Origin of the sequence: Serratia sp. 201 (genome assembly GCF_037027545.1) — a bacterium.
Lineage (GTDB): Bacteria > Pseudomonadota > Gammaproteobacteria > Enterobacterales > Enterobacteriaceae > Serratia > Serratia bockelmannii.
Map to the genome: position 1 here is coordinate 934361 of NZ_JAXCHC010000001.1, position 14255 is coordinate 948615.

General features: G+C 61.7%; 10 protein-coding genes. 4 read left to right on the top strand and 6 right to left on the bottom strand.

What is annotated here, in order from left to right; translation table 11 throughout:
* Window positions 1-2: 2 nt before the first annotated feature.
* From aat to trxB, 6 genes are all read right to left on the bottom strand, one after another.
* Window positions 3-728, bottom strand: a complete 726-nt coding sequence (gene aat / locus WA302_RS04935) for a leucyl/phenylalanyl-tRNA--protein transferase (protein WP_025302262.1) — start codon at window positions 726-728, stop codon at window positions 3-5.
* 29 nt (window positions 729-757) lie between these two features.
* Window positions 758-2497, bottom strand: a complete 1740-nt coding sequence (cydC, locus tag WA302_RS04940) for a heme ABC transporter ATP-binding protein/permease CydC (RefSeq protein ID WP_261456181.1) — start codon at window positions 2495-2497, stop codon at window positions 758-760.
* 2 nt (window positions 2498-2499) lie between these two features.
* Complete coding sequence (gene cydD, locus WA302_RS04945) at window positions 2500-4266, bottom strand: heme ABC transporter permease/ATP-binding protein CydD (RefSeq protein ID WP_060447477.1); 1767 nt, start codon at window positions 4264-4266, stop codon at window positions 2500-2502.
* 175 nt (window positions 4267-4441) lie between these two features.
* Complete coding sequence (gene gstA, locus WA302_RS04950; RefSeq protein WP_141997711.1) at window positions 4442-5059, bottom strand: glutathione transferase GstA; 618 nt, start codon at window positions 5057-5059, stop codon at window positions 4442-4444.
* 93 nt (window positions 5060-5152) lie between these two features.
* Complete coding sequence (locus WA302_RS04955; RefSeq protein WP_261456182.1) at window positions 5153-6040, bottom strand: LysR family transcriptional regulator; 888 nt, start codon at window positions 6038-6040, stop codon at window positions 5153-5155.
* A gap of 76 nt (window positions 6041-6116) precedes the next feature.
* Window positions 6117-7088: a thioredoxin-disulfide reductase gene (gene trxB, locus WA302_RS04960; protein ID WP_049204246.1), complete on the bottom strand. Its 972-nt coding sequence runs from the start codon at window positions 7086-7088 to the stop codon at window positions 6117-6119.
* A gap of 654 nt (window positions 7089-7742) precedes the next feature.
* Here trxB and lrp point away from each other — a divergent pair.
* The 4 genes from lrp to WA302_RS04980 all read left to right on the top strand — a co-directional run bounded on the left by lrp (window position 7743) and on the right by WA302_RS04980 (window position 14180).
* Complete coding sequence (gene lrp / locus WA302_RS04965; RefSeq protein ID WP_004928318.1) at window positions 7743-8237, top strand: leucine-responsive transcriptional regulator Lrp; 495 nt, start codon at window positions 7743-7745, stop codon at window positions 8235-8237.
* 120 nt (window positions 8238-8357) lie between these two features.
* The gene (locus WA302_RS04970; protein ID WP_049208011.1) at window positions 8358-12017 is read left to right on the top strand and encodes a DNA translocase FtsK 4TM domain-containing protein; all 3660 of its coding nucleotides are present in this window, start codon (window positions 8358-8360) and stop codon (window positions 12015-12017) included.
* Between the two features lie 197 nt (window positions 12018-12214).
* Window positions 12215-12826, top strand: a complete 612-nt coding sequence (gene lolA / locus WA302_RS04975) for an outer membrane lipoprotein chaperone LolA (RefSeq protein WP_015377319.1) — start codon at window positions 12215-12217, stop codon at window positions 12824-12826.
* Window positions 12827-12893: 67 nt separating this feature from the next.
* Window positions 12894-14180 carry a replication-associated recombination protein A gene (locus WA302_RS04980; RefSeq protein ID WP_049204286.1) on the top strand — a complete coding sequence of 429 codons (1287 nt, stop codon included), beginning with the start codon at window positions 12894-12896 and terminating at the stop codon, window positions 14178-14180.
* Window positions 14181-14255: the final 75 nt, after the last annotated feature.

Consider the following 14255-nt stretch of genomic DNA (forward strand, 5'->3'; position numbering starts at 1 on the left):
AATTAGTTTACTGGAGAGGGCGGTTCAACCGGCTGTGGGGATATGACTTGCGGCGCCCAGCACGCCGACGCCAAAGGCCGCCGTTGAAGGGTGCTGAGCTGCTGCAAAAATTGACGGCGCGGAATTTCACGCGCGCCAAGGCGGGCAGTGTGAGCGTTCAGCACCTGGCAGTCAATCAATTCCCCGCCATAAGCGGCAAAATGGCGGCAAAAGGCCATCAATGCGCATTTTGAGGCGTTGGTGACGCGGCTGAACATCGATTCGCCGCAGAACAACGCGCCCTGCGCCACGCCGTACATGCCGCCGACCAGTTGATCATCCTGCCATACCTCCACCGAGTGCGCGTAGCCGAGGCGATGCAGATGCTGATAGGCACGCTGCACCTCCGGGCCGATCCAGGTGCCTTCATCCGGCCGGTGGGCGCAGGCGGCAATCACCGTGGCGAAATCGTGATTGAGCGTGATGCGAAACGGATCGTGGCGCAAAAAGCGTTTCAGACTGCGGTTGAGATGAAATTCGGCAGGGAACAGCACCGCACGCGGATCGGGTGACCACCACAGAATCGCTTCCCCCGGCGAGTACCAGGGGAAGATGCCGCGCTCGTAGGCTGCCAACAGTCGCGGCGCCGTGAGGTCGCCGCCGATCGCCAGCAGGCCGTTGGGATCGCGCAGGGCGCCCTCAGGCGAGGGAAACGCCAGCGACTGGGGGGAAAGCTTAACGATGCGCATACAAGGTCTCTGCGTCCTCTACGGGCCGATTACGGCGCCAGGTTGCTGATACGGTTGCGAAAGCGTGCATAGCGGCCCTGCTGGCGCATCAGGGTGGCGTGATCGCCCTGTTCGACAATTTGGCCGTCATCCATTACGCAAATGCGGTCGAGATGTTCCAGGCCGTACAAACGGTGCGTCACCAGGATCAGCGTCTTGCCCTGACAATGCCGGCGCAGCAGCGCCAGGATCTGCTGTTCGGTTTCGGCGTCCAGCCCTTCGGTCGGTTCGTCAAGCAGCAGCAGCGGGGCCGGATGCAGCAGCGCGCGGGCGATACCCAGTCGGCGCTGTTCGCCGCCGGACAGCTGCCGGCCGCCTTCGCCCAACCAGGCGTTCAGCCCGCCGTCGCTGTCCAGCAATTTGCCCAGCCCAACCTGCTGCAGTACGTCACTCAGGCGAGCGTCGTCGGCATTCGGTGCGGCCAACCGCAGGTTTTCCCGCAGCGTATCGCTGAAGATATGCACTCGCTGGCTGACGACCGTGGTCATCCGACGCAGCGTGGTTTCATCATAATCCTCCAGCGGTTCGCCGTTGAGCAGAATTTTGCCGCCGTCGGTGCGCCAGGCGCGGGTCAGCAGCTGCAGCAGGGTGGACTTGCCGCAGCCGGTGCGGCCGAGCAAGGCGATGTGTTCGCCGGCCGCGACCTCGAGCGTGACGTCGCGCAGCACCGGCTGCGGCTGATCGGGATAGGTGAAACTCAGCTGCTGCAGGCTGAGCTGAGCGCGATCGGCCGCGGCCGGGCCGACGGCAGGGAAGGTGACTTCCGGCTGGCGATCGATGATCTGTTTGACCCGCGTGGCGGAGGCAATCACCTGGCCGAGATGCTGGAAGGCGCCGGCGACCGGCATCAGCGCTTCGAACGACGCCAGCGCGGCGAAGACAAACAGCGCGATCAGGGCTCCGGGCTGGGCATCGCCGCCGATGCCGGCGGCGGTCAGCCACAGCAGCAGCGTCACCGTCAGACCGCTGGCGAGGATCATCAGCGCCTGCGCCTTGCCGCTCAGCGAGGCCTGCTGCCACTGGCGGCGTTGCCACAGCAGTTCGGTGGCGTTCAGCGTCTGGCGGAAGTCGTTGACGGCGCCGAACACCACCAGCTCCGCCTGCCCCTGCAGCCAGGCGGTCAGGTCGGTACGGTATTGGCCGCGCAGCGCGGTGAGTTGGCCGCCGATCGGTTTGCCGGCGCGGTAGAACACCGGCGGCACCAGCAGCAACAGCAGCAACAGAATGCCACCCAACGTCAGGGCGAGCGCAGGATCCAGCCAGCTCAGGCCGTAGGTGACCACCAGGATCACCACCGCCGCGCTGATCAGCGGCGAGATCACCCGCAGATAAAGGTGATCCAGCGTGTCCACGTCCGCCACCAGGCGGTTGAGCAGGTCGGCCTGGCGAAAGCGAGCGATGCCGCCCGGCGCCAACGGCAGGATCTTGCTGAAGGTGAACACTCGCAAGTGCGACAGCACGCGGAAGGTGGCGTCGTGACTGACCACGCGCTCGGCGTAGCGCCCGGCGGTGCGGAAGATCGCCGCGCCGCGCACGCCGGCGGCCGGCAGCATGTAGTTGAAGGTCAGCAGGCCCGCCAATCCGGCCAGCGAAGAGGCGGCCAGGAACCAGCCGGAAAGCGCCAGCAGGCCGATGCTGGCCAGCAGGGTGACGATCGCCAAAAGGATGCCCAGGCTAATCAGCAGGCTATGGCGGCGATACAACGCCAAAAACGGCAGCAAAACGCGCATGATTAAAGCTCCCCGCGGCGATGGGCGATCAGAGTGGCGAACAGGCCCGGCTGGGCGCTGAGGGTGGCGTAATCGCCCTGTTGCACGATGCGCCCGTTATCCATCACCCAGATCTGATCGTAGTCTTCGGTATCTTCCAACTGGTGCGTGACCAGTAGGGTGGTTTGCTGATGCGAAGCGGCATTCAACGCCTGCATCACCCGTTGTTCGCTGTGGGCATCGAGACTGGCGGCCGGTTCATCCAGCAGCAGCAAGCGGCGCGGGCCGATCAGCGCCCGGGCGACCGCCACGCGCTGCGCCTGGCCGACCGACAGGCGGGCGGCGTTGTCGCCCACTTCGGTGTCGAGCCCCTGCGGCAGATACGGCAACAGTTCGCTGACGTAGGCGAGTTCCACCGCCTGCTGCAGCTGCGCTTCGTCGGCCTGCGGGCAGCCCAGCAGGATATTGGCGCGCAAGGTTTGCGCCGGCAGGTGCGGGTTCTGACCGACCCAGCTCAGCTGTTGCCTCCAGTTTTCTGCGGACAGTTCACGCAGCTCGATGCCGTTGACGGTCAACGAGCCGCGGTAGGGCAGGAAGCCGAGCAGCAGATTGAGCAGCGAGCTTTTGCCGGCGCCGCTCAGCCCGACCAGCGCTACGCGCTGCTGCGGTAGCAGGGTGAAACTCAGCGGCCCGGCCAGCAGTACGCCGTTCGGCGACAGGATTTCCAATGCGTTCGCCTGCAGCGTCAGCGGTTGATCGGCGGGCAGTTGCCGCGTGCCGTTGCCCATCTGCTCGCCTTCGGCGCTGAGGAAGGTTTCCAGCGCTTCCGCCGCGCCGACCGCCTGCGCCTTGGCATGGTAGAAGGTGCCGAGATCGCGCAGCGGTTGGAAAAACTCCGGCGCCAGAATCAGCACCAGAAAACCGGAAAACAGCGTTACGCCGAGGCCGTAGCTGCCGAAGTTGAGTTCGCCGAGGTAAGAAAAGCCGAAGTACACCGCCACCACGGCGATGGAAATCGAAGCGAAGAACTCCAGCACGCCGGAAGAGAGGAAGGCCATACGCAGCACTTCCATGGTGCGGCTGCGGAAGTCTTCGGAGGATTTGGCGATCTGCGCCGTTTCGGCCTGCGCGCGGTCGAACAACCGCAGGGTGTCCAGGCCGCGCAGGCGGTCGAGGAAGTTGCCGCTCAATCGCGCCAGCGCCACGAAGTTGCGGCGGTTGGCATCGGCGGCTCCCATGCCGACCAGCGCCATGAACAGCGGGATCAGCGGCGCGGTCGCCAGCAAAATGATGCCTGCGGCCCAATTGATCGGGAAGACGGCGATCAGGATCAGCAGCGGGATGAAGACTGCCAGATACATCTGCGGTAGATAGCGCGAGTAATAGTCCTGCATATCCTCGATCTGCTCGACGATGATGCTGGCCCAACTGCCCGCCGGTTTGCCCTGGATCCAGGCCGGGCCGAGCTGCTGCAGTTTATCCAGCACCTGCTGGCGCATGCGCTGACGGATCACCTGGCCACACAGGAAACCGACCCGTTCCCGCAGCCAGCTCAACAGCGCCCGCAATGCGAACGCGACGGCCAGCCAGATAAACGAAGGGATCAGCTGTTCGCGCGGGGTATGTTCGATGATCAGGGCGTGCAGCAGGCTGGCCAGCAGCCACGCCTGCGCCACGATCAGCAGGCCGCTGAACAGCCCCAACAGCATGGAAAGGCGCAGCCAACGCTGCGCCAACGAACTCTGGGTTTTAAGCCAACGGGTTAACTGTTGCTGTCTGTTTTTTTTCATCAGATATGCGTCTGCGTCGCCGGTGCCCGTTTGTTACGGACTGGGTTAACGTACTGTTAAATAATAGTGTTTGGCGCAATCGGCGACAAACAAGCGAGGTCCCATGTTACCTCGTCACCCGGCAGACTGAAAATAATAAAGCGGCCAAATGTGGCTATAACAGACGCGTTACCGACTATTTGACTTGCTCACTCGTGGCCTCGGCTTCCAGAGCGGCGCGCACCGACGCTCGCTCTGCGATCCGCATCACATAATGCTGGAGCGGTGGCCACTCGCTCAGCGAAATCTCGAAGCGCGCCATCCAGCGCAACACGGTAAACAGATAAGCGTCAGCGACGCTGAAATACGTTCCCAATAGGTAAGTTTGTTGTGCCAACGCTTGCGCGAGATAACCCAATCGCCGTCTCAACTTGTCGCGCAGCAACGCCTTGGCATCTTCGGGCAGGGCATCATTGAACAAGGGGGCGGCACCGGCATGGATCTCGCTGGTGATGAAATTAAGCCATTCCTGCAGCCTTACCCGCTCAAAGGCCGTCGGTGGCGGTGCCAGCCGGCTCTCTGGGCGCTGGTCGGCGAGGTATTGAACGATGGCGGGGCCTTCAGTGATCACGTTGCCGTCGTCCAGCTGCAGGGCGGCGACGTAACCTTTTGGGTTGATGCGATAGAAATCCTCACCGTCGGCGCAGCGCTTGCTGCGATTGTTTACCCTGACCAGGGTGAAAGGGATCGCTAATTCCCGCAGGACGATATGTGGGGCCAGCGAGCAGGCATCGGGAGCAAAATACAGCTTCATGCTATTTCCTTGTGGGTCAATGAGAGCGCTTGCCACAGCATGCCGACGCGGATGCCGGCGGGAAAATGGAAATTTCAGAAAGCCGCTATTAGCTCAGCGACTGGCCAGGGTTTGCTCCTGTTTGCGCAGGTAATTCAGCAGGGTTTGGACGGGCGGTAGGGCCGCCGCCTCGGATGAGCAGGCCAGGCCGAAACGACGATAAACCGGCGCAACGAGCGGCAGAGCGCAAACTCCGAGCGCATCGGGCGGGATCACCGATGCGGGCATCAGCGCAACGCCCGTGCCTTCTCTGACCAGCGTCAACGCCGTTTGCCAGTCGCTGACGGTGGCGCGGATATTGGCCAGCGCCAGGCCCGACTGCTGCGCCAAACTTTGCGCATTCACATCACATCCGCCGGTCGCCAGGATGAAAGGCAGCCGGAACAGGGCATCCAGCGCCACCGGCCGCCGCGCTCGCGCCAGCGGGTGCGCGCTGGGCACGACCGCTAACCAGGTGTCTTCCCCCAAAGGGAAACACAGCCGCTCCGGTGCCGGATTGAGCACCACGCCGATGTCTGCCGTTGCCGATGTTAACCAGCTCTCCACTTCGTGGTCGGTGCCCTCGAGCGTAATCAGCTCAATGTCGGGATACAGACGGCGAAACTTGCGCAGCAGCGGCGGCAACAGCGTGCTAAATGCCGACGGGAAACTGGCCAGGCGTATTTTGCCCGCGTGCGCGTTACCGGCTTGCTGCGCGCATTGTTGAATGGCCCGCAGTCCTTCCAACATCGTGCGGGCATGGGCGACGATCTGCAGGCCGCTTTGGGTCAGGACGACATTGTGTGGCTGGCGCACCAAAAGCCGGGTGCTCAGCATCGTCTCCAGTTGAGCGATGGCCCGGCTGGCGGCAGACTGCGTCATGCCGCAGAGCGCCGCAGCCTGAGTGATGGTGCCGTTGTCGGCGACGGCAACCAGCAAGCGCCAGTGAAGAAGATTATGCATCGGCGTGCATCCTCCTGGGGGCTGAAGACAAAAAAAAGCGGCTCGAGAGCCGCTTTTCGCTGATGAAGAGAACGTCTTAGCAGACTTCTGCGCCGGCGATGCCGTCCAGGTAACGCTCTGCGTCCAGCGCCGCCATACAGCCGGTGCCGGCGGAGGTGATCGCCTGACGGTAGATGTGATCCATCACGTCGCCAGCGGCGAAGACGCCGGGGATGGTGGTTTGGGTCGCATTGCCGTGAATGCCGGACTGCACCTTGATGTAGCCGTTTTCCAGCTCCAGCTGGCCGCCGAAGATGCCGGTGTTCGGGCTGTGGCCGATGGCGATGAACACGCCGGCCAGTTCCAGTTCACGGGTTTCGTTTTCCGCTTTGGTGCTGCGGATACGCACGCCGGTCACGCCCATTTCATCGCCCAGCACTTCGTCCAGCGTATGGTCGGTGTGCAGCACGATGTTGCCGCTTTTCACTTTTTCCATCAGCCGGTCGATCAGGATCTTCTCTGAACGGAAGCTGTCGCGGCGGTGGATCAGGTGAACCTCGGCGGCGATGTTGGACAGGTACAGCGCTTCTTCAACGGCAGTGTTGCCGCCGCCGACCACGGCGACTTTCTGGTTACGGTAGAAGAAACCGTCGCAGGTCGCACAGGCGGAAACGCCTTTGCCCTTGAAGGCGTCTTCGGAAGGGAGGCCAAGGTAGCGGGCGGAGGCACCGGTCGCAATGATCAGCGCGTCGCAGCTGTATTCGCCGCTGTCGCCGAACAGGCGGAACGGACGCTGCTGCAGATCGACGCTGTTGATATGATCGAAGACGATCTCAGTCTGGAACTTCTCCGCGTGTTCGCGCATGCGCTCCATCAGCGCCGGACCGGTCAGGCCTTCGGCGTCGCCCGGCCAGTTTTCCACTTCGGTAGTGGTGGTCAGCTGGCCGCCTTGCTCCAGACCGGTGATCAGCACCGGGCTCAGGTTGGCGCGCGCCGCGTAGACGGCGGCGGTGTAACCGGCCGGGCCGGAGCCCAGAATCAGTAATTTGCTATGTTTAGCCGTGCCCATGAATAACCTCTTTATTCCACAATGGCGGACAATGAAGCCGATTGTAGGGAAAATGGCGCAGTAAAAAAAGCGCCGGGCGACGTTGTTAACGATTTGTATGATAGTTGTCGCCTATTAATGCGCCCGCTGTCGGCAAATCGTACGCCGAACGCAGAAATTTACCTTATCAAAGCCGCATTCGGCTACCGAATCGCCAACCGCGCAAAAACGGCGCATTCTGCGACTTCAGCCGCTCCCTACCGGGGTTTATCTGCCAGCGATTCATAACCAAAAATGGGATGCAGACTTTTCATGACGGTACGTTGTTCTGATTTTGCTTCTTTTACTTTGACAATCCGCTGCGCATTTGCGAAAACATCATAGGAAGAAGAAATTATCCCCGTAACACCAGCAAATCGTACGTATTTGCGCCGCGAGGCGGCAATGCGCGGTGGATGTGCGGAGCAGGGCGCGCAAGCGTTTGCTGATTTTTTCTCGACCTAAACGTCGTTGCCGGCGTCGCGCGGGGTTGGACAGACAGGCTGCGCGGCGTGGAATGATGGTAGTGAAGAAGCATATGACAGGCATCGGGTCTTCGCTTGGAACGAACCCTTACACATTGACGTTGGCTAGGGTGTGGCAAGTGCACGGAAGAAAATAAGAGAGACAATAATAATGGCAGACAACAAGAAACGCCCGGGTAAAGATCTCGACCGTATCGACCGCAACATCCTGAATGAGCTGCAGAAGGATGGGCGTATTTCGAACGTCGAGCTTTCGAAGCGCGTGGGGTTATCCCCGACACCATGTTTAGAACGCGTGCGCCGTCTCGAGCGCCAGGGTTTCATTCATGGCTATACCGCATTGCTTAACCCGCATTATCTGGATGCGTCCCTGCTGGTTTTCGTGGAGATCACGCTGAACCGTGGCGCGCCGGATGTGTTTGAGCAATTCAACTCGGCAGTGCAGAAGCTTGAAGAGATTCAGGAGTGTCATCTGGTTTCCGGTGATTTCGACTACCTGTTGAAAACCCGCGTACCGGACATGTCGGCGTACCGCAAACTGCTGGGCGAAACCTTGCTGCGTTTGCCGGGGGTTAACGACACCCGTACCTACGTAGTGATGGAAGAAGTGAAACAGAGTAACCGTCTGGTTATCAAAACACGGTAAGGTGCAGGTGCAAAACCTGATTAAATTGGTTACACTCCTGTTTATTCATACAGTTTCGGCGCCGGGGAAGCTTCTCGGCGCTGTTGCTATGTCAGCTAACAGGAACCTGGAGAGCCTTTCTTGAGCCAGGAATATACAGAAGATAAAGAAGTTACCCTGAAAAGACTCAGCAGTGGCCGGCGTTTGCTGGAGGCTGCGCTTATCGTGGTAGCGATTTTTGCCGTTTACCTCATGGCTGCGTTGGTCAGTTTCAATCCGTCTGACCCAAGCTGGTCGCAGACCGCGTGGCATGAGCCGATTCACAATTTGGGCGGCGGTGTTGGGGCCTGGTTGGCCGACACGCTGTTCTTCACCTTCGGGGTGCTCGCCTACGCGATACCGCCGATCATGCTGATCCTGTGCTGGGCAGCCTATCGCCAACGCGGCAACAAAGACTACGTCGACTATTTCGCGCTCTCCCTGCGCCTGATCGGTACCTTGGCGTTAGTGCTTACCTCCTGCGGGTTGGCGGCGCTGAACGTTGACGATCTCTATTACTTCGCTTCCGGCGGCGTGATCGGCAGCCTGCTGAGCAACGCCATGTTGCCGTGGTTCAACGGCATCGGCGCTACGCTGGCGCTGCTGTGCGTGTGGGCGGCGGGGCTGACGCTGTTTACCGGCTGGTCCTGGCTGGTGATCGCCGAGAAGATCGGCGGTGCGGTGTTGGGCGTCGCGACGGTGATGACCAATCGCTCACGCCGCGAAGATCGCTATTTCGAGGATGACGAGCGTTACGTTGACGACGAGCCTGAGCAGGCAGGGAAGGGCGCCGCTGCAGCGGTTGCGGCGACCGCCGCCGGAGCCGCGGCTGCCGATGACGACGTGCTGTTCTCCGCACCCTCGGTCACCGAAAGCGCCAAAGAGGCGGGGGAAGACGCCGCCGATCCGTTGCTCAGCGGCCTGCGAGCCGACGATAGTGAGGTTGAAGCCGACGCCGCGCCAATCGCGCCGGCGGCTTCGCCTGCACCAGCGGTGAAGGCAGAGATCCACGAGCCCGTTGCCGCGCCGATCGCCACACAGGCGCCGTCGGTAACGGTGGCGCCGGCCGCGCCGGCCTCGGTCAATCAGCACCCGGTGAGCACCCCGGCGCAAGACGCCACGCCGCCGCTGTATTCCTTCGAAATCCCGGAAGAAACACCAGCGCCTAAGGCGACGCGCCCTGTCGATCCTTATCAGGATGACGATGAGCCGCGCCTGGGCAATTGGCAAGAGCCGGCCCCGCAGCCGACAGCGCGTTCTCCCTTTGATTTTACCGCCGCGCAGCGCGACAGTGCCGACGTCAGCGGAGCAGGTGGTTTCAGCGCCACCGGCGCCAAGCCACAACTGGATACGGCAGCCGCTGCCGCTGCGGGCGCCGCGGCGGCGACCTTTATGCCGGCCTTCACGGCGACCAGCGACGGCAATTCTCAGGTTAAACAGGGTATCGGCCCTGAGTTGCCGCGGCCGAATCCGGTGCGTATTCCGACCCGTCGTGAGCTGGCTTCCTACGGCATCAAGCTGCCTTCGCAGCGTGCTGCCGAACAGGAACAGCGCCAGGCGGAGCCTCAACAGCCGACGGCGGTGAGCCCGCAGGAAGAAGAGGCGCAGCAAGAAGCCGCGCTGCGCCAGGCGTTCGCCGAACAGCAAAGCCAGCGCTATGGCGAAAGCTACGCGCCGGAGCAGGATGATGAACAGGCTCAGCAGGAAGCCGAGCTGAGTAAAGCGTTCGCCGAACAACAGAACCAACGTTACGGTGAAGTCCAACAGGACGATGAAGAGGCGCGGCAAGACGCTGCGCTGCGTCAGGCTTTCGCCGAGCAGCAGCAGGCGCGTTATGGCCAGCAAGAGACTGCCCCGCAGGCGCCGGCCGCCAGCCCGGTCGATACCCGTAATGCTTTCAGCTTCTCGCCGATGGCGGATTTAGTGGACGATGGCCCGAGCGAGCCGATGTTCACGCTGTCCCCACAGCTTGAAGAGCGCATTGAACAGCAAAGCGAGCAAGAGGACGACGTGCCGTTTGGCCAGTTTGAGCCTGCGGCGCCGGCTGCCCAGCAACCGCATACGCAGCCGCAACAATACCAACAGCCGCAGCAGCAATCTTATCAGCAGCCGCAGCAACAACAGCAGTATCAACAGCCGTCGCAGCAGCAATATCAGCAGCCACAGCAACCGGTTCAGCAGCAGCCTCAGCAAGCTCCGGCTGAGCCGCACCCGGCGATGGACAGCCTGATTCACCCGTTCCTGATGCGCAACGATCAGCCGCTGCAGAAGCCGACCACGCCGCTGCCGACGCTGGATCTGCTGACCGAAGCGCCGAAAGAGGTGGAGCCGGTCGACTCCTTCGCGCTGGAACAGAAAGCGCGCTTGGTGGAGGCCAGTTTGGCCGATTACCGCGTAAAAGCCGACGTGGTGGATATCCTGCCGGGGCCGGTCATCACCCGCTTCGAGCTGGATCTGGCGCCGGGCGTTAAAGCGGCGCGCATTTCCAACCTGTCGCGCGATCTGGCGCGCTCGCTGTCGACTTCGGCGGTGCGCGTGGTGGAAGTGATCCCCGGTAAGCCTTATGTCGGTCTGGAGCTGCCGAACGCCAAGCGTCAAACGGTGTACCTGCGCGAAGTGCTGGACTGCCCGGCCTTCCGCGACAACCCGTCGCCGCTGTCCATCGTATTGGGTAAGGACATCTCCGGCGAACCGGTGGTGGCCGATCTGGGCAAAATGCCGCACTTGCTGGTCGCCGGTACCACCGGTTCCGGTAAGTCGGTCGGGGTCAACGCCATGATCCTGAGCATCCTGTATAAAGCCACGCCGAAAGAAGTGCGCTTTATCATGATCGACCCGAAAATGCTGGAGCTGTCGGTTTACGAAGGTATTCCGCACCTGTTGACCGATGTGGTCACCGACATGAAAGACGCCGCCAACGCGCTGCGCTGGTGCGTGGGTGAGATGGAACGCCGCTACAAACTGATGTCTGCCCTGGGCGTGCGTAACCTGGCCGGCTACAACGAGCGTGTCGATCAGGCCGAAGCGATGGGGCGTCCGATCCCGGATCCGTTCTGGAAACCGACCGACAGCATGGACATCACGCCGCCGGTGTTGGAGAAAGAGCCGTACATCGTGGTGATGGTCGACGAATTCGCCGACCTGATCATGACGGTTGGCAAGAAGGTTGAAGAGTTGATCGCTCGCCTGGCGCAAAAAGCGCGTGCGGCGGGTATCCACCTGGTGCTGGCGACCCAGCGTCCTTCGGTGGATGTGATCACCGGCCTGATCAAGGCCAACATTCCGACGCGTATCGCCTTTACCGTGTCGAGCAAGATCGACTCCCGCACCATCCTCGATCAGGGGGGCGCCGAGTCCTTGCTGGGTATGGGTGACATGCTCTATCTGGCGCCGAACTCCTCGATCCCGGTGCGTGTACATGGCGCATTCGTGCGCGATCAGGAAGTGCACGCGGTGGTCAAGGATTGGAAAGCGCGCGAGCGGCCCCAATATAAAGAGGGCATTCTCAGCGGCGGCGAAGATGGCGAGGGCGGTGCCGGTGGCGGGATGGACGGCGACGAAGAGCTGGATCCGTTGTTTGACCAGGCGGTGGATTTCGTGGTGGATAAACGCCGCGCCTCCATCTCCGGCGTACAGCGCCAGTTCCGTATCGGCTATAACCGCGCCGCGCGCATCATCGAACAGATGGAGGCGCAGGGCATCGTCAGCGAGCAGGGGCACAACGGCAACCGCGAGGTGCTGGCGCCGCCACGGCACGATTGATGGTCGCTTAGCCATTGCAATTCAATAAGAAAGGGCCGCTTAAGCGGCCCTTGTGCAAAGAAGCGTAAACCCGTTTCTTCTCGGAACATTGGCCTACCGGCCGATCGCCGGCTTCAGGTAAAGTAACGGAGTAAAGGGTTGATTGACCCGCACGGCGTCGCCCTGCGGTTAACGCATTTCATAAGGTATCTGGAATAATGAAAAAACTGTTAGTTGCCTGCTGTCTGCTTTCGGGATTCGCTTCTACCTCCGTGCTGGCCGATGCCGCACAGGATCTGCAAAGTCGCCTGGCGAAGGTGAACAGTTTCCACGCCAGCTTCTCGCAAACCGTGACCAGCGCCGAAGGCGCCGCGGTGCAACAGGGTGAAGGCGAGCTGTGGGTGAAGCGGCCGAACCTGTTCAACTGGCACATGACGTCACCCGATGAGAGCGTGCTGGTTTCCGATGGCCAGACCCTGTGGTTCTACAACCCGTTCGTCGAGCAGGTGACGGCGACCTGGCTGAAGAACGCCACCGGCAATACGCCGTTTATGCTGATCACCCGCAATAACGCCAGCGACTGGAAGCAGTACAACGTGAAGCAAAAGGGCGATGATTTCGAATTGACGCCAAAATCCGCCAGCGGCAACCTGAAGCAATTCGCCATCAGCGTGACCAACAGCGGCACCATCCGCAGCTTTGCCGCGGTGGAGCAGGATGGCCAGCGTAGTGCTTATACGCTGAAAAGCCAGCAGAACGTTGCCGCCGATCCGGCCAAATTCAAATTTACCCCGCCGAAGGGGGTGACGCTGGACGACCAGCGCCAGTGAGGTGCAAGTGAGTAATAATCTGTCGCTCGATTTTTCCCAGAACGAGTTCCAGCCGCTGGCCGCGCGTATGCGCCCGACCACGCTGGCGCAGTATATCGGCCAGCAGCATCTGCTGGCCGCCGGCAAGCCGCTGCCGCGCGCCATCGAGGCCGGGCAGCTGCACTCGATGATTTTATGGGGGCCGCCGGGCACCGGGAAGACGACGTTGGCAGAGCTGATCGGCCGTTACGGTCAGGCGGATGTCGAACGGATCTCCGCCGTGACCTCCGGCATCAAGGAGATCCGCGAGGCGATCGAGCGGGCGCGGCAAAATCGCGACGCCGGCCGCCGCACCATCCTGTTCGTCGACGAAGTGCACCGCTTCAATAAGAGCCAGCAGGACGCTTTCCTGCCGCACATCGAAGACGGCACCATCACCTTTATCGGTGCCACTACCGAAAATCCGTCGTTCGAGCTGAACTCGGCGCTGTTGTCCCGCGCCCGCGTTTACCTGCTGAAGGCGCTGACCGCCGAAGATATCGGCCAGGTGCTGGATCAGGCGATGAGCGACAAGGCGCGCGGCTTTGGCAATCAGAACGTCGAGCTACCCGCGGAAACGCGCCGCCTGCTGTCGGAGTTGGTGGGCGGCGATGCGCGCCGGGCGCTGAACAGCCTGGAAATGATGGCAGACATGGCGGAGCTCGACGCCAAAGGCGTGCGGGTGCTGACGCCGGAGCTGCTCAAGGAGGTGTCGGGCGAGCGCAGTGCGCGCTTCGACAACAAGGGCGACCGTTATTACGACCTGATTTCCGCGTTGCATAAATCAGTGCGCGGTTCGGCGCCGGACGCCGCGCTGTACTGGTATGCGCGTATCATTACCGCCGGCGGCGATCCGCTCTATGTGGCGCGCCGTCTGTTGGCGATTGCCTCTGAAGACGTGGGCAACGCCGATCCGCGCGGCATGCAGGTGGCGATCGCCGCCTGGGATTGTTTCACCCGCGTGGGGCCGGCAGAGGGCGAGCGCGCCATCGCGCAAGCGATTGTTTACCTGGCCTGCGCGCCGAAAAGCAACGCGGTTTACACCGCGTTCAAGGCCGCCATGCGCGACGCCAAAGAGCAGGCCGATTATGACGTGCCGGAGCACCTGCGCAACGCGCCGACCAAGCTGATGAAGGAGATGGGGCTGGGGGCGGAGTACCGTTACGCCCACGACGAACCCAACGCCTACGCCGCCGGCGAGAACTATTTCCCGCCCGAAATGGCCAAGACACGCTACTATCAACCGACCTCGCGTGGGCTTGAAGGGAAAATCGGCGAAAAGTTGGCATGGCTGGCTGAGCAGGATCAAAATAGCCCGACAAAACGCTACCGCTAACGAGGCCGTTGCGGTAAGGTTAGCGGGTATCACTCTTCTTTTATGCGACTATAAATCAGCCGCATAGAACAACAA

Excerpts from the sequence above, each read along its gene's own strand:
- WA302_RS04980 (WP_049204286.1), top strand. The coding sequence starts at position 12,894 with ATGCGCCCGACCACGCTGGCGCAGTATATCGGCCAGCAGCATCTGCTG.
- cydC (WP_261456181.1), bottom strand. The coding sequence starts at position 2,497 with ATGCGCGTTTTGCTGCCGTTTTTGGCGTTGTATCGCCGCCATAGCCTG.
- aat (WP_025302262.1), bottom strand. The coding sequence starts at position 728 with ATGCGCATCGTTAAGCTTTCCCCCCAGTCGCTGGCGTTTCCCTCGCCT.
- lrp (WP_004928318.1), top strand. The coding sequence starts at position 7,743 with ATGGCAGACAACAAGAAACGCCCGGGTAAAGATCTCGACCGTATCGAC.
- gstA (WP_141997711.1), bottom strand. The coding sequence starts at position 5,059 with ATGAAGCTGTATTTTGCTCCCGATGCCTGCTCGCTGGCCCCACATATC.
- cydD (WP_060447477.1), bottom strand. The coding sequence starts at position 4,266 with ATGAAAAAAAACAGACAGCAACAGTTAACCCGTTGGCTTAAAACCCAG.
- trxB (WP_049204246.1), bottom strand. The coding sequence starts at position 7,088 with ATGGGCACGGCTAAACATAGCAAATTACTGATTCTGGGCTCCGGCCCG.
- WA302_RS04955 (WP_261456182.1), bottom strand. The coding sequence starts at position 6,040 with ATGCATAATCTTCTTCACTGGCGCTTGCTGGTTGCCGTCGCCGACAAC.
- lolA (WP_015377319.1), top strand. The coding sequence starts at position 12,215 with ATGAAAAAACTGTTAGTTGCCTGCTGTCTGCTTTCGGGATTCGCTTCT.